The organism is Sporosarcina aquimarina, assembly GCF_033253705.1.
In the GTDB taxonomy this organism is placed as follows: Bacteria; Bacillota; Bacilli; order Bacillales_A; family Planococcaceae; genus Sporosarcina; species Sporosarcina aquimarina.
Genome location: NZ_JAUBDH010000007.1, coordinates 139,783 through 155,892, shown reverse-complemented (window position 1 = coordinate 155,892; position 16,110 = coordinate 139,783). Strand labels below are relative to the sequence as shown.

16 protein-coding genes are annotated in these 16,110 nt (G+C 42.4%); 9 read left to right on the top strand and 7 right to left on the bottom strand.

All coding sequences use genetic code 11. The annotated features are described in order from the left end of the window. Window positions 1-5 precede the first annotated feature (5 nt). A complete protein-coding gene (gene hemE / locus QT716_RS12220; protein ID WP_317936343.1) occupies window positions 6-1,055 on the bottom strand; it encodes a uroporphyrinogen decarboxylase in 1,050 nt (349 codons plus the stop codon). Window positions 1,056-1,301: 246 nt separating this feature from the next. Between hemE and QT716_RS12215 the strand changes: the two genes are divergently transcribed. The 3 genes from QT716_RS12215 (at window position 1,302) to QT716_RS12205 (ending at window position 3,826) form a co-directional block, all read left to right on the top strand. Beyond that, the gene (locus tag QT716_RS12215; RefSeq protein ID WP_317936342.1) at window positions 1,302-1,817 is read left to right on the top strand and encodes an antibiotic biosynthesis monooxygenase family protein; all 516 of its coding nucleotides are present in this window, start codon (window positions 1,302-1,304) and stop codon (window positions 1,815-1,817) included. Between the two features lie 119 nt (window positions 1,818-1,936). After that, window positions 1,937-3,100 carry a M20 metallopeptidase family protein gene (locus QT716_RS12210; protein WP_317936341.1) on the top strand — a complete coding sequence of 388 codons (1,164 nt, stop codon included), beginning with the start codon at window positions 1,937-1,939 and terminating at the stop codon, window positions 3,098-3,100. A 177-nt stretch (window positions 3,101-3,277) separates the two neighbouring features. After that, the gene (locus QT716_RS12205; protein ID WP_317936340.1) at window positions 3,278-3,826 is read left to right on the top strand and encodes a competence protein ComK; all 549 of its coding nucleotides are present in this window, start codon (window positions 3,278-3,280) and stop codon (window positions 3,824-3,826) included. On the opposite strand, the gene QT716_RS12200 is transcribed toward QT716_RS12205, so the two are convergent. The 4 genes from QT716_RS12200 to QT716_RS12185 all read right to left on the bottom strand — a co-directional run bounded on the left by QT716_RS12200 (window position 3,795) and on the right by QT716_RS12185 (window position 6,777). After that, complete coding sequence (locus QT716_RS12200; protein WP_317936339.1) at window positions 3,795-4,154, bottom strand: hypothetical protein; 360 nt, start codon at window positions 4,152-4,154, stop codon at window positions 3,795-3,797. The two genes, QT716_RS12205 and QT716_RS12200, sit on opposite strands and share 32 nt — an antisense overlap. Window positions 4,155-4,291: 137 nt before the next feature. Continuing rightward, window positions 4,292-4,864, bottom strand: a complete 573-nt coding sequence (locus QT716_RS12195) for a DcrB/PsbP domain-containing protein (RefSeq protein ID WP_317936338.1) — start codon at window positions 4,862-4,864, stop codon at window positions 4,292-4,294. Window positions 4,865-4,924: 60 nt separating this feature from the next. Continuing rightward, complete coding sequence (locus QT716_RS12190; RefSeq protein WP_317936337.1) at window positions 4,925-5,599, bottom strand: response regulator transcription factor; 675 nt, start codon at window positions 5,597-5,599, stop codon at window positions 4,925-4,927. Between the two features lie 20 nt (window positions 5,600-5,619). Continuing rightward, window positions 5,620-6,777: a sensor histidine kinase gene (locus QT716_RS12185; RefSeq protein WP_317936336.1), complete on the bottom strand. Its 1,158-nt coding sequence runs from the start codon at window positions 6,775-6,777 to the stop codon at window positions 5,620-5,622. Between the two features lie 146 nt (window positions 6,778-6,923). On the opposite strand from QT716_RS12185, the gene QT716_RS12180 reads away from it, so the two are divergent. Continuing rightward, window positions 6,924-7,556, top strand: coding sequence for a YigZ family protein (locus QT716_RS12180; protein ID WP_317936335.1), 633 nt, complete (start codon window positions 6,924-6,926; stop codon window positions 7,554-7,556). Between the two features lie 164 nt (window positions 7,557-7,720). Further along, on the top strand, window positions 7,721-8,800 hold the full coding sequence (locus QT716_RS12175) for an LCP family protein (RefSeq protein WP_317936334.1): 1,080 nt from the start codon (window positions 7,721-7,723) through the stop codon (window positions 8,798-8,800). 144 nt (window positions 8,801-8,944) lie between these two features. On the opposite strand, the gene QT716_RS12170 is transcribed toward QT716_RS12175, so the two are convergent. Further along, window positions 8,945-9,988 (bottom strand): glycosyltransferase family 4 protein, encoded by a 1,044-nt coding sequence (locus QT716_RS12170; RefSeq protein ID WP_317936333.1) that lies wholly within the window; start codon window positions 9,986-9,988, stop codon window positions 8,945-8,947. Window positions 9,989-10,234: 246 nt separating this feature from the next. On the opposite strand from QT716_RS12170, the gene secA2 reads away from it, so the two are divergent. Together secA2 and QT716_RS12160 are read left to right on the top strand one after the other, a co-directional pair. Further along, window positions 10,235-12,613, top strand: coding sequence for an accessory Sec system translocase SecA2 (gene secA2, locus QT716_RS12165; RefSeq protein WP_317936332.1), 2,379 nt, complete (start codon window positions 10,235-10,237; stop codon window positions 12,611-12,613). Continuing rightward, a complete protein-coding gene (locus QT716_RS12160; RefSeq protein WP_317936331.1) occupies window positions 12,610-13,512 on the top strand; it encodes an accessory Sec system S-layer assembly protein in 903 nt (300 codons plus the stop codon). The genes secA2 and QT716_RS12160 overlap by 4 nt, the downstream gene beginning before the upstream one ends. A 933-nt stretch (window positions 13,513-14,445) precedes the next feature. Here QT716_RS12160 and QT716_RS12155 read toward each other — a convergent pair. Continuing rightward, entirely contained in the window at window positions 14,446-15,138 is a 693-nt protein-coding gene (locus QT716_RS12155) for a glucosamine-6-phosphate deaminase (RefSeq protein ID WP_317936385.1), read from the bottom strand. A gap of 302 nt (window positions 15,139-15,440) precedes the next feature. Between QT716_RS12155 and QT716_RS12150 the strand changes: the two genes are divergently transcribed. Next, window positions 15,441-15,584 (top strand): cytochrome c oxidase subunit 2A, encoded by a 144-nt coding sequence (locus QT716_RS12150; protein WP_317936330.1) that lies wholly within the window; start codon window positions 15,441-15,443, stop codon window positions 15,582-15,584. A 24-nt stretch (window positions 15,585-15,608) separates the two neighbouring features. Beyond that, the gene (locus tag QT716_RS12145) at window positions 15,609-16,109 is read left to right on the top strand and encodes a cytochrome c oxidase subunit II (RefSeq protein WP_317936329.1); all 501 of its coding nucleotides are present in this window, start codon (window positions 15,609-15,611) and stop codon (window positions 16,107-16,109) included. Window position 16,110 lies beyond the last annotated feature (1 nt).

Here is a 16,110-nt window from a genome sequence, read left to right as displayed (position 1 = left end):
CTGGATTAATTTTTTGCTGCACGTAGTTCAGCACTATATGTGTGGATCAATTCAGTAAGCTTTTTCAATTTTGCAGGTTCGATTTCCGGGAATACCCCGTGTCCTAAGTTAAAGATATGGCTGCCGTGTGCAACCCCTTGCTCAATAATCACTTTTGCACGTTCTTCAATTACGGACCAGTCTGCAAGAAGCATCGTCGGATCTAAGTTCCCTTGCAGTGGCTTTGTTAAGCCGCGCTTTCCAGCCTCTTCAATAGAAAGTCTCCAATCTAAACCGACAACATCCACAGGGAGGTCGTGCCATTCGTTTGCTAAGTGACTTGCCCCTACTCCAAACGTAATCAAAGGCACGTTGAGTTTGCGCAGTTCTGTAAATATACGTTCCATGACTGGCTTAATGAAGATGCGATAATCCTGTACATTCAACGCGCCGACCCATGAGTCGAATAGCTGAATGGCACTTGCACCCGCATTTACTTGTGCTGTCACATACTTAATCATCGTATCCGCAAGCTTATCCATTAACGCAAACCAAGCTTGTGGCTCAGACACCATCAATGCTTTTGTGCGTGCGTAGTTTTTCGACGGGCCGCCTTCAATCATGTAACTTGCAAGTGTAAACGGTGCTCCTGCAAATCCGATTAAAGGTACATTCAATTGCTCCTGAGTCAGGATACGGATTGTTTCAAGTACGAACGGAATATCATCTTCTGGATGAGTTTCTGTCAACTTTTCGATATCTGCAACGGAACGGATCGGATTTGAAATAACAGGTCCGATTCCGGCCTTGATTTGCACGTCGACTCCCATACCAGGTAATGGTGTTACGATATCTTTGTAAAGAATCGCAGCATCGACACCATATTGGTCAACAGGTAACTTTGTAACGTATGCACAAAGTTCTGGTTGATGTGTAATTTCTTCCAGTGAATACTTTTCTTTAATTTTACGATATTCAGGCTGTGACCTGCCCGCTTGACGCATGTACCAGACAGGTGTGTGGTCAATATGCTCTCCACGCGCAGCGCGCAGAAGTGTATCATTCGTGATTGCCATGAACAAAATCCCCCATTCATTCTTTTCAGAAGTCCGTTATTTTTGAATATCCTTCAACTATTTAACGTGTTGCTTATCGTTTTCAATATAGACGTAAACGGTTGGGATGTATAGCGAAACACACCTAATGTCATAAATTTGTGCCACATTCCGTCATTGTTTTGACAAGGTTTGTTTTAGGAGCAGGATTCGGGGAAATAAGTAAAGAAGACATAGATGAACAGATAAGCCAAGGAGGACACGACAATGACAAATATTTATACAACACAAGGGACTCCAGAATTCATGGAGAAAATTAAGGAAAAACATACGAACGAGTCAATGATTTTAATGCATGGTAACGGGACGACAATGCTCTTGCACGAAACAGAAGGGAAAACGGTTTTCCAAACCCCGCATCGCTATGAAGTCGTTGCTGAGTCCGGCCAGCTTCACCCTCATGGATTCTTTGCACTGAACAACGTATCCATTACAGATGAAGGAAAACCAATCTTTGAAGATCGTTTGATAAAGAATCATGAAGCAATGATTGGAACTCCAGGTTTTCTCGCTTTTCGATTATTGCGTCCGATTGGATCCGACACGTACGTGATTTTAACGGAGTGGGAAGACAACAAATCATTCGATCTAAACAAGAATTCTCCCGCATTCGCAGAGGCCTATGCAACGTCACGCACTGATATTTTAGCAGGACCCACTGTACATTTATTTACCAGCGCACCTTATATTACACTATTTACTTCACTTCATAATGAGGACTAATAATAACCAAGAGGCTCAGCGCCTCTTTTTATTATGCAGAAAATAGTTGTCAAACAATTGCGAGTTAAAAAACACACTGATATACTGGATTCTGTATTCAATTAAAGGGGGCTTCACTGATGAACGAAAAACTATACACACTTCTCGACAACTCTTTTGACGATATGGTAAGCATTCGCCGTCACTTGCATCAACATCCAGAAGTGTCATTTCACGAAACAAACACTGCTAAATATATTCAAGATTTCTATAAAGACCTAGGTGTAGAATATCGCAGTAATGTTGGTGAAAATGGCGTAGTAGCTCGAGTTGAAGGCAGCAAACCGGGTAAAACGGTCGCACTACGAGCTGACTTTGATGCCTTGCCGATCCAGGACCAAAAAGACGTCCCTTATAAATCTACTGTTGACGGTGTCATGCATGCGTGCGGACACGATGGTCATACCGCAACATTATTACAGCTTGCAAAAGCCATCCATGAATTAAAAGACGAACTTGCTGGTACATATGTATTCATCCACCAGCATGCAGAAGAATATGCACCAGGCGGCGCAATTTCGATGATTGAAGATGGTTGTTTAGAAGGTGTAGACGTCATCTTCGGTACTCATCTATGGTCGTTGATGGAGCCGAATACAATTCAATACGTCAGCGGACCTATTATGGCTGCCGCAGACCGTATCGAAATTACAGTACAAGGTGCAGGCGGCCACGGCGCTTCCCCTCACCAAACAAAAGATGCAATTGTAATTGCTTCACAACTTGTAACGAACTTTCAGCAGCTAGTATCCCGTCGGGTTGACCCCATCCAATCTGCAGTTTTGTCGATTGGTTCGTTTGTATCAGATAATGCTTTTAATATCATTGCCGATCAAGCAGTTTTGCAAGGTACTGTCCGCACGTTTTCTCCTGAAATCCGCGATCTTATGGAATCCGAGATTCAGCGAATCGCTAAAGGTACAGCACTCATGCATGACTGCGAAATCACTGTCGAATACACACGCGGTTATCCCGCAGTAGTGAACCATGAGAAAGAAACAGCGTACTTACGCGATGTTGCACAAGAAGTTCCAGGTGTAAAAGCAGTCATAGAAACGATTCCTCAAATGGGCGGCGAAGACTTCGCTTACTATTTGGAAAACGTACCTGGTACATTCTTCTTCACTGGTGCGCAGCCTGAAAATGCTTTCCCGCATCATCATCCAAAATTCGATTTTGATGAAACTTCTATGTTAACAGCTGCCAAAACACTTGGTGCTGCAGCACTTTCCTATCAGAACTAATACTTATTTGCCCTATTGTTTTGTTGTATTTCCGGCATCCATTTGAATTGTGATGCCGATATACGACAGCAATAGGGCTTTTTTTACATTCTTTCTGATAATTCTTTCTTTAAGGATTGCTTTCCGAACTAGTTCCTATATAATAGGAAGTATTACTTAGGAGCAGGAGTGTATGGGATGCATTCACGGAAAAGCACTGTTAATTACGTTATTAATTTTGATACGTTAGTATTACAACCCGTTAAGGAAGGTTATAAATTATCTACACGTGTGATAGAACGTCATTCGGAGTTTACACTTCCGAAAAAACCGTTGCAAATCGTCAAAAAAACGTGTGAACTTTATGGAGCTTCATTACAAACTCGAACGTTGACTGCACGTCAGGCACTTGGAAATCGACATAAAACACCGATTGTTATTGCACACGCGTTCAACACTCCTTATATCTTTTTACCAACCATGTCACCTAAAGCTGAAGAAAACATGTGGATCTCCTCGCATGCGATTTTGGACTTTCAGGAAGAAGAAGTTGGATGTACAGTCGTCTTGGAGAATGGTTATGAAATTAAATTGAATGTATCGACTCCTACGATGTGGCGGCAGTTAGCTTTCGCCTCCCTTTTAGAAAAAGACTTCAACAAAAAGCAAGGTATGCTGCATCAGTCCAGAACATTTTTTGCTCAGGAAGGTCCTTTCAGATATCCGATTGTCGAAGATAATGACTAAGCAATTCTTCCGTACGATTACGTAATCGTACATTCAAATATCGACGACAGTCTTCTTGGCGATCATGGACAAAAATGTATTCCGTGAAAATGTCATCCATTTTCCCTCTCACTACGGACATCCGATTGCCGCGTAAATAAGCCGCCGTATTTCCAAGCTCTTTATGCACTCGCCTAGCGACGTCATCCAAGAGTTCAATATACGGCTTTTTTAATTTGAAATTTCCTTGCTCGAATAGCATTCGATCCCGTTCCACTATGGTCAAAATCATAGGCAGGTAAATCATATTTTCTAGATAAGGAATAACTTCCATTTTTAATGCAGGCATCTCATCACTCCTCATAACGAACAAGTGTTCTTATTTATATTCTATGCCACATCTGAAAAAATTGCAACACAAAAAGCAGTGAGTCAGTGGACATGACGTCCTATCCCTGATTCACTGCTTTTTGTCGTTTGTTTTCATTATTCCTGGTCACCGATGTAGTGAACTGCTTTCACTTTCCAATCCCCATCTTGCTTAGTCAGCACCGTCACTTGACGGCCTTGACGTGCATCCTCTTGACCCGTCTCTTTAACTTTCATAGCTGTTTTCATCGTTGAAAAAAGTTGAGCTTCTTCTTCGGTATACTTAACAATCGTTAAATCTTCCGGAGTTCGAGTCAATTCACCGCTCGCTAACATTTCTTCCGCAGCAGCCCGTTCTTCATCTAAATCATAGTTTTCAGTTGAAAGTGTGGTGAGATACTCATCGACTTGTCCTGCATTTAACGTATCAATATACTGATTGAACGTCTTCAATATCGCTGTTTTCTCTTCTTCTGGCACGTTTTCCGCTTCTTCTACAGAACCGCCATCTAAACTAAAGCCGATTTCTCCGTCCTCTTCTTTTACTCCATGGTCAATTGAACCATACTCATTAGAACGTTCACCATCGTCAATGGAACCTGAAGCAGACTTGTTATCATCGTCGCCACTACATGCACTAAGAAGCAGTGCGAGTGAAGCTGTACCGATTAATGCTGGTATCTTTTTCATACTGTTCTCCCTTCATAGCAAAAGGACCATCCGGGTGGAGGTCCTTTTATAAGTAATGCCTTACTTTACTTCAACCCAACCGTTTTTAATCGCCGTTACGACAGCTTGCGTTCGGTCGTTAACACTCATTTTTTGCAAGATACTTGAAACGTGGTTTTTAACAGTTTTCTCGGAAATGAACAAGGTCTCTCCAATTGCCCGGTTGCTTTGTCCATCTGTTAACAATTGCAAGACTTCGCATTCGCGCTTCGTCAACAAGTGAAGCGGACGTCTGATTTCGTGCTGATGGAAAGAGCCTTTGTATTCGCGTTCGCTCAGTCTGCGGTATTCTGTGACTAAGTTGTGCGTCACTTTAGGATGTAAATAAGAGCCGCCTGCAGCTACCACTTTAATCGCTTGAACGATTGCATCTGCATCCATCTCTTTCAGCATATAACCAAGTGCACCCGTTTTTAATGCCTGGGAAACGTACGACTCGTCATCATGAATAGACAGTACAATTACTTTTGCCTCTGGATACTTGTTCATGAGTTGTTCCGTTGCTTCAATACCATTCATGCGCGGCATGTTGATATCCATCAGAACTACATCCGGTTTAGTCTCTTCGTACAATGAAAACACTTCACTGCCGTCGTCACCTTCTGCCACAATTTCAAATGTATCTTCAAACGCAAGGATACGTTTGACTCCTTCACGGAATAATTGATGGTCATCTACGATTAAGATTTTTGTCATGTTCGTTCCCTCCACAGCTTCTATTTGCCAAAATTATCAGGATTAAATGGAACTTTAAAGAATACGCTTGTCCCTTTCCCCACTTCGGATGTGATTTTGAAATCACCTTTCAGTAAGTCAATACGCTCCTTCATTCCTATAATACCAAATGATTTCTCTTTTACTTGTTTCTGATCAAAACCAATTCCATTATCTTTTACAATTGCATTCATTGTTTCGCGCAGCCATTCAACTTTCACCCATACGTCATGGCTTTTCCCATGCTTAATGGCATTCGTAACGGATTCTTGAACTAACCGAAATACTGCAATTTCGAAACTTGACTCAAAACGGCGATCTTCTCCGATGCTTTGAAAGTGAATGCGTACATCTGGTTCATACTCCATTAATGTTGATAAATACTTTTTTAAAGTAGGTACTACACCGAGGTCGTCAATCGCCATCGGACGCAGGTCATAAATAATTCGCCTTACCTCATATAATGAGCTTCGAACCATTTCTTTTAAGTCATTGAATTCTCTTCGTGCTTGCTCAGGTCCTCTTTGTTCGTAAACTTTCTCTACAAGTCCTGATCGGATGAGCACGTTGGCCATCATTTGCGCAGGGCCATCATGAATTTCTCTAGACACACGTTTTCGTTCTTCTTCTTGGGCTTGAATAATACGGATTGCAAAGTCCTGCTTATGTCGTGCAGTCTCAAGCGCTTCCCCTACGTCCTTCAAATCTGAAGTAAGATAGGTAACGACCGTAGAAACCTGATTGACAAGCTGGTCAGCCCGTTCAATTGTCTCTAGCAGATCTGCAAGTCGTCGATCCAAGTCATCGCGTTGAATGCGCAATTGTTTTTCTTCCATCCTATTTACGGAAAGTCTAACAAGGAGGTCATTTGCAACTTCATACGCTTTTCGAACTTCTAGTTCAGTGTAGTTCACAAAGTTCTTCGAAACTTCAGCAAGTCTTTTACGTGAGTGACGTGTCATTTCTTCCAGATGATCTCCCTCAGTTATTACCCGGGAAATATCTTCTTTTACAAGAATAAGTTCACGCTGCATCGATTCAAAACTGCGACGGCTTTGCTCACTAATCATGAAAATGTCATTCTTGGATTGATCCATTACATTTACCATGCTGTCGAAGATACCTTCAAGCTTTTGAATATCAATTGCCGACTTATTCACAGTCTTCACTCCCACCATGCTAAAATCTCTTTGTAAGAGCCATCGTTTGTTGCGATTGAGATGGATTCACTATACACTTTATTTAGTATAGCATCTTAATGCCCATAAGATATTAAAATTGTATTACAGATTAAGGAGTGCCTGCAATGAGAATGGACTATAAGACTGTAAAACAACAAGGTGAGGCTGAAATTTTAATTAATAAATCACGCTTTATCGCCTCTGTTAAACGTACTGAAACAGAACAAGAAGCGCTAGAATTCATACAAGAAATCAAACAAAAACATGCTTCGGCAACTCATAATTGTTCTGCCTATTTAATAGGAGAACATGATAACATCCAAAAAGCGAATGATGACGGTGAACCTTCTGGTACTGCCGGCTTCCCAATGCTGGAAGTACTAAAAAAGCAAGGACTGAAAGATACGACAGTAGTGGTTACCCGCTATTTTGGCGGCATCAAGCTCGGAGGCGGCGGTCTGATACGTGCATATGGACGTTCGACAACTGAAGGAGTTGCAGCAGCTGGAATTGTTGAACGGGTTCTTCATAGTTCAATGATCGTGACTGTTGACTATACGGCACTTGGCAAAGTGGAAAACGAAGTAAGGCAATCGGAGTGGCCGCTTGACAGAATCGAGTATGGTGAACTTGTCACATTGTATATCTTCGTTCCTACCTCAGAGGTGGAACAATTTCAAGGTTGGATCGCTGATTTAACCAACGGTCAGGCAGAACTATCAGAAGATGAACCGAAGTTCTTGGAGTTTTCTGTCTGAAAAGGTGTACGTGCCTACCGAAAAATAGTATACTGTTGATAACTGAAGAAACTTGTAATTCCACAGCCAATTCGACAGGTACATCCGTTGTTGTAAAATTACAGCAATCGACTCCTTATCGACGGGGTCTGACATAGAGTACGGATTAACGGAGGCTAGAAATAATGAAGCGAAAAGAATATAGAAAAGCCAAGAGAAGGTCTTCAAAAGGCAGAACTATTTTGAAGATTGGTCTTGTTTTAACGATTGCTGCTTTTTTAGCGGTAGCCACATATGGTGTATCGTTACATAAAAAGGCAGAATTAGCGGCAGATCGTGCTTATGAACCCATTCAAGACCGGACACCGCATTCAACTGCAAATGAAAATAAGGTCCAACCCGCGACAGACAACGTATCCGTATTGCTAATCGGAGTGGACGACAGTGAAGAACGTCAACAAGGCGATAGTAATAGCCGTGCTGATGCTTTGCTCGTTGCGACTTTGAATCCCAAGCAAAAGACCGTGAAATTACTCAGTATTCCGCGTGATTCCTATGTGTATATTCCAGAAGTGGAATATAAAGATAAGATTACCCATGCAAATGCATATGGCGGAACGAAGGCAACAATCGAAACTGTTGAAGAAATGTTAGATATTCCAATCGACTACTATGTAAAGACGAACTTCAATGCGTTTATAGATGTAGTCGATGCTCTTGGCGGCGTTGAAGTCGATGTGCCTTATGAACGAATTGAAAAAGACGAAACTGACGCAGGTACAATCCACTTGATGCCAGGTCTTCAAACACTGGATGGACGTCACGCACTTGCTCTTGCCAGAACACGAAAGCTGGATAACGACATTGAGCGCGGAAAACGCCAGCAAATGATTATTGAAGCGATGATGGATCAAGCAAAATCCCCTGCTGCGATCACAAAATTTGGTGATGTAATTGAAGCCCTTGGAAATAACATTAAAACCGATATGCAGTACAAAGAGATGTTATCGTTTTTAGAGTATGCTAAAGGCGGCATGCCCACTGTAGACACATTGACTCTTGAAGGAGACGATGATTGGTCAACAGGCGTATATTATTGGAAGCTGCAAGATGAAGATTTGAATAAGAAGAAGCTGATTTTACGATCCCATCTTGGATTGATCTCCTCTATAACACCCGATGAAAACGATGAAGCAAACGAAGATTACGGAGAACAATCGAATCGTGTCGTCATTTCCCCATCGGAAGATCCGGAAGTGAATTAACATACGTTGTAAACTGTGCCTTAACTCGGCACAGTTTTTTATTGCACCAAACTGAATGCTGCTAAGATACATTCTTACCAGAAAACAAATTGCATACAACAAAAAGGCCGTCCCAGTAAGTTTCCCTGGGACAGCCTTTACTAATTATTTTCCGATCATGCGGACTAAGTTGAGAATCGGTCGGTAATTCGTACCAGCGAGTCCGATAATTTCGACGAACAATTCAATTGCAAGCAGGATTACGCCAAGGAGTAAGATGGCTCCCCATACTGTCGCTTGCGAGAATAAGACTGCAGCAATTCCGAAGAGAATCGCAATTCCGTAAATGACTAACACCGTCTGTCTATGCGAGAATCCTGCGCGAAGTAAACAGTGATGCAAGTGTGATTTGTCTGGTGCAGTAATCGATTGTTTCATGCGTATGCGTCGAACAATCGCAAAGAATGTATCAGAAATCGGAACACCTAGCATAATAATAGGGATGATTAATGAAACGATTGCTACGTTTTTAAATCCGAGCAGTGCCAGCACTGAAATCATAAACCCAAGGAAAAGTGACCCTGTATCCCCCATAAATATTTTCGCGGGGTGAAAGTTAAAGAGCAAGAATCCAAGTGAACTTGCTGCAAGGATAGCAGCTGTAACAAGTACGAATGTGTTCCCCATAATCAACGCCATGACTGAAATGGAGATGAGTGCAATTGTCGAAACACCTGCAGCGAGTCCATCGAGTCCGTCAATTAAGTTAATGGCGTTCGTCACGCCGACAATCCAAAGCAGCGTAATCGGTATGCTTAAATATCCAAAGTCAATTTGGCCTAGGAATGGTAAGTTTATAAAATCAATTTGAAGATTTCCAACGGTCATTACAATAATCGCTGCAACTAATTGACCTAATGCTTTTGCTTTCGCTGTGATTTCCAGCATATCATCGAAGAAACCAATCGCAATGATGATCACAGCACCAATTAAAATTCCGGCTGCGTGTTCATCTTTAGGTAAAAGAATTGCGTATCCGATTAAAAATGCACCAAATATCGCAAGTCCTCCAATGCGCGGCATGATGCCCGCATGAACTTTCCGGTGGTTTGGTTTATCTACCGCTCCGATACGGAATGCGAATTTTATGACGAGTGGAGTGAGTATGATGGCGCCGATAAATGCAGCAGCCATTGCAAGGAATAACATGTCCTTCCTCCCTGTAGATCTCATTTTTAAGTTAAGCCTACCGTATTATAACACGGTAACAAAAAGAAAGCACTCTGTGAAACAACTTTTCTATAAATCCACATACTTATTATAGATATACCCATTATTGTCACCAATTACTCCTCTTTTCGACAACCTTTTTTTCCACTTCTAGTCTTTTACGCTCTTGTTTGATAAAATAGAGTAGTGTCCGTGTAATGGACAAAATAAAGGAGCGTCTACTCTATGCTATCCATCTTTAAACGATCAAACAAAACCAGTGACCGACAGCTTCGGAAATACCGAAAAGTCGTGGATCATATAAATAAAATTGAATCTGATTACGTCGATTTGCCAGACGAGCAGCTCGTTGGAAAAACCGCAGAATTTAAAGAACGTCTTGAAAAAGGGGCAACTGTTGAGTCGATTATCCCTGAAGCATTTGCTGTAGTCCGAGAGGCTTCGAAACGTGTACTTCATATGCGTCACTTTGAAGTTCAGCTTATCGGGGGCATGGTTCTAACTGAAGGTAATATTGCGGAAATGCCAACAGGCGAAGGTAAAACACTTGTTGCCTCTCTTCCCTCTTACGTGCGTGCACTAGAAGGTAAAGGTGTTCATATTATTACGGTTAACGATTATCTTGCTCGTCGTGACTTCGAGCAAATGGGACAAATCCATCGATTCCTCGGCCTTACTGTCGGATTAAATGTACCGATGATGCAAGGCGATGAAAAGAAAGAAGCATACGACGCAGATATTACTTACGGTGTTGGTACTGAATTTGGATTTGATTACTTGCGCGACAACATGGCGCAGCATATCAGTCAAAAGGTTCAGCGTCCTTACCACTATGCCATTATCGATGAAGTTGACAGCGTCTTGATAGACGAAGCAAAAACGCCTCTAATTGTCGCTGGAAAAATGCAGGCTGATGCAGATCTTCATATGATTGCGGCTCGGCTGGCGAAGCGATTCAAGCAAGGTGAAGACTTTGACTTTGATGATGAAACTAAGTCAACCTCACTCACTGAAGGCGGCATTACCAAAGTAGAAAAAGCGTTTGGTGTTGATAACTTATATGACCTCGATCATCAGACACTTTATCACTATATGATTCAAGCCGTTCGGGCACAAGTCATCTTTAAGCGTGATGTTGACTATATCGTGCGTGATCAGAAAATTGAATTGGTCGATATGTTTACAGGTCGGATTATGGAAGGCCGAACTCTTTCCGACGGGCTTCACCAAGCAATCGAAGCGAAAGAAAACCTTCCGATTACAGATGAAAACAAAGCACAAGCTCAAATTACGATTCAAAACTACTTCCGGATGTACCCGCGTCTTTGCGGTATGACAGGAACTGCCAAAACGCAAGAAAAGGAATTCCGTGAAGTCTACAATATGCAAGTCATTCAAATTCCGACAAACCGCCCTCGCGTTCGTATTGACCAAGACGATTTTGTGTTCAAAACGATTGACGAAAAGTACAAGGCAATGGCGAAAGAAGTCGCAGAACGCAATAAAACCGGACAACCTGTACTTGTAGGAACGACATCGATTTTGCAATCTGAAAAAGTCGTCGAATACTTAGATACGCACAAACTTGAATACAATTTGCTGAATGCGAAAAGTGTCGAGCAAGAAGTTGAATTGATTTCAAATGCGGGTCAAAAAGGACATATTACTGTAGCAACAAATATGGCCGGACGCGGAACCGACATCGTACTAGGTGAAGGTGTTGAAGATCTCGGTGGATTATTCGTACTTGGAACGGAAAAGCATGAAAGCCGTCGCGTTGATAACCAATTGCGCGGGCGTTCAGGCCGACAGGGGGACAAAGGTGAATCACGATTCTTCTTATCACTTGAAGACGATATGTTTATCCGATTTGCTAAAGACGACCTGGAGAAGTACCAGAAAAAGGTAGAGACAGACGAAAACGGCCTCGTGCTGAACAAAGACGTTAACGAATTGACTGAGCGCACGCAGCGTATTGTAGAAGGTTCTCATTACTCCATGCGCGAATACAATTTAAAATTGGATGATGTCATTAACGATCAGCGTAATGTATTGTATGGTCTCCGCGATAATGTATTAGAGCGTAATGATGTAATGGGTCTATTGGAAACGATGTTGAAAGAAACAATGGAATTTGTTGTATACGATAGTTGTCCAGATGCAGAAACGCCTGACCAATGGGACTTCGCTCGGATTGAACGTGTCATGAATTCTATGCTTATAACGCCGGTTGAGTTGCTGCGCACATACGAAAAACCAGCCCAAATTGTTAAGTTTTACAAAGAACCACTTGACGAATTGGTTGCATACATTCAATCGTTTGAGGATAATGAGCAAGTGAACCAACTTATTCCACAAGTGATGCTGAGTCATATCGATTCGATGTGGGTCAAACACTTGGAAGTGATGACACGTTTGAAGGAAGGTATTGGACTCCGTTCTTACGGACAGGAAGATCCAATGCGAATTTATCAGCGTGAAGGGTTGGAACTTTTCGGGAAACATTATCAAAGACTAAGACGGGATATTGCTTCTGAAGTTATTCAGTTCATGAAAATCCTAACAGAACAGCAGGAACACCAAACTGAGGAGGTTAACTCATGAATTTTCTTTCCATGTTTAAAAAGACATCAAAAACAGGTAAAGACAGCACAATCGGTTCTGAGGAACTGATGGATGGTACAACGGCAGCAGCTGGTGATGAGGATATCGAAACAGCGCTATCCCTACATCCTTCTTGGCAATTGCCGCAAGAACAGGAATACGTATTCCGCTTTCTTGCAAACGAACTAGAAACGCTTAAACCGAATCAGATCTCACTATCTGGAATCGACATTGACGTCGAGCCCGCAACTGGTGACTTCTTAGTTAAAGCTTTCTTCCGTTCTTCACTTGACCAAGCCATCTCTGTCGGCGAAGTTGAATTAATGCTAATGGATGAAGCCGGTAAAACAATCGGTTCCCAACAGTTCGACATGAACGAATTAGGCGAGATTGCACCGCGCAGCGCGCGACCATGGGTATTTGTTTTCACTAAGGACAATCTCTTCGTCGAAGAGCCGCCTGCAGAAAACTGGACACTTGCATTCAACGTTCAATCGATGGTTCCTCACAAGTTAGAGCTAGAAGAATCATGGGAGAAAGGTCTTCCTGCAGAGCAGAAAGTAGCTTTGGAAGAAGTCGTCAGCAACCTTCCGAAATTGAAGCCGCGTGAAGTGAACATCGCAGGTTTCCAAGTGTTGAAACAAGACGATGGCAGTATTGCTGCATCCGTTTTCATCCGTAATGGGCACTCGAAACAAATCAATATCGAGAAATTGCCTTTAGAGCTAATCGATGCATCCGGTGAAATGGTCGCAAGCGGTTCGTTTGATATTGGTTCTCTGCCAGTCAATGCGAACACGACAAAGCCGTGGACATTCATCTATCCAAAAGATATGGTGACGAAAGAAGATCCAGATTTCTCACGCTGGACCATCCGCATCCCTCAACAAGACGCATAATTTATCTCCCTCGCCAACTTCGGTTGCGCGGGGGTTTTTGTTATTTGTTACATGATTTATTCATCCAATTAATCCCTTTTCCTCGTTGAATTGTGTCTCGTTATTAAGAAATTCAACGCAGTGTCGGAGAAATGCTTGGCAGTGATGGAGAAACTCCGCCGTCTGACGGAGAATGCCCCTCAATCTGTCGGAGAACTCTCGCGTATTGATCGAGAACCATTCCCCGCCAACTCCGGTTGCGCGGGGGTTTTTTAATTGATTGGATATATGATTTTTCCATCCAATTAATCCATTTTCCTCGTTGAATTGTGTCTCGTTATTAAGAAATTCAACGCAGTGTCGGAGAAATGCTTGGCAGTGATGGAGAAACTCCGCCATCTGTCGGAGAATGCCCTCAATCTGTCGGAGAACTCTCGCGTATTGATCGAGAACCATTCTCCGCCAACTCCGGTTGCGCGGGGGTTTTTTAATTGATTTGATATGATTTTCCCATCCAATTAATCCATTTTCCTCGTTGAATTGTGTCTCGTTATCGAGAAATTCAACACAGTGTCGGAGAAATGCTTGGCAGTGATGGAGAAACTCCGCCATCTGTCGTAGAATGCCCTCAATCTGTCGAAGAACTCTCGCGTATTGATCGAGAACCATTCCCCGCCAACTCCGGTTGCGCGGGGGTTTTTTAATTGATTTGATATATGATTTATTCATCCAATTAATCCATTTTCCTCGTTGAATTGTGTCTCGTTATTGAGAAATTCAACGCAGTGTCGGAGAAATGCTTGGCAGTGATGGAGAAACTCCGCCGCCTGTCGGAGAATGCCCTCAATCTGTCGGAGAACTCGCATGAACTGATTGAGAACCTACTCCACTCCCATCCCCGCCCAACAAAAAAAGACTGCCCAAGTGGACAGCCCTTCATTTAATTTCCTTCTATTATAACTTCAAATCCGTAATCACCGTTACATCTGGGTGGTCTAACAAATACGTTACCGGCCACTCTGTTGTCACTTCTCCAGCAAATAACTTCTCCAGTGCTGCACGCTTTTTCTCTCCGAATGCAGCGACAATCAATTTCTTCGCTTGCATGATGGATGAAATCCCCATTGTCAATGCAGTAACCGGCATCGTTTCATCTGCCGTGAAATATTGGCTATTCACATCGATAGTAGACTGCGTAAGTTCAACCACATGTGTTACTGATTCTGGTGACGTCCCTGGCTCGTTGAACGCGATGTGTCCATTTTCTCCAATACCGAGAAACTGCATATCCAATGGATTCTCTTTCAAGAGTGTTTCATAACGAACACATTCTGCATCTAAATCTTCTGCCATTCCGTTTTCTATATGTGTCTCTTTGAACGGCTTTTTGTTGAATAACAACTGATCCATGTAATACGCATAGCTGTTTTTGTGGGTTGCAGGAATGCCAATGTATTCGTCCAAGTTGAATGCCGTTACATTTGTGAAATCGAGATCCGAGGCAACCATCTTTTCATAGACTGGCTCCATTGTGCTTCCTGTTGCAAGCCCTAACACGTTCAGTCGGCCTGCTTCCATTTCTTCGCGTACAAGTTCCACTACCTTTTCTGCGCCTCGCTCTTTGCTTTCAACAACAATCGTTTGAATGTTTTTCATAAGTAATTCCCAACTTTCTGTTTAAGTTACTTCATTAATTGTAAAGCGTGCCGGTGTAACGGTCAACAAGAGTCCTCTAGTCTTCAGGTTCCCCTCTTTGTCTCTTCATAAGCTTCTATTTTCCCATCAGTTGCTTTTGTCTAAAATGTGGTGGTACTATGAACAATTTGTGAAATCCGCCTCACAGACTAAAGTATTAGGGATTTCCCTAGTATTTAAATCTTGTAGATTTTATATGATGAAAGTAGTTCTTACAGGGCATATAAAACAACTTTTAAAAGGCGGTGAGTGAAATGGCAAAAAAGCAAAAGCAAACGTCAGTTGCTTCATCAGCAGAATCTTCTAACTTAAAAGGAACATTCATCATGGTTATGATCCTCGGGGTGCTGATGGTAGGTGCATGGTTCGGCGCATATTGGCTTTTCATTTCAAGATAACAGAAAAAGAAGGAGGCAGAGGTTATGCATCTGCACAAGTATGAGAAGGTTTGGCTTACGTTCGGTATGGCATCATTAGTTATTTTTCTTTTAATTATAGGATTTGCGGCTTTTTGGAAAGGGACTCATCCTCAGAGTCACTTGGAAACAATTGACCAAAACAACGTAGAGGCACATGATTCATTCAAACCTGAAAATCTCGGTCTGACAGAAGTGGCAGACGGAAAGTATAAAGTGAACATCGTTGCATCTGCATTCAACTATGACTTCGGTGTCGATAAAGACGAAAAACCTGTAAAAACGATCCGTGTACCTCAGGGCTCGACAGTTCTTTTCACAATCACATCGAAGGACGTTGTTCATGGCTTCCAAGTAGCTGGAACAAACGTCAACATGATGGTAGAGCCTGGCCACATTAGCCGATATGAAGCGGTTATGAAAAACAAAGGCGAATTCACAGTTGTTTGTAACGAATACTGCGGCATCGGTCACCACCAGATGTTCGGAAAGGTAGAGGTGTATTAAC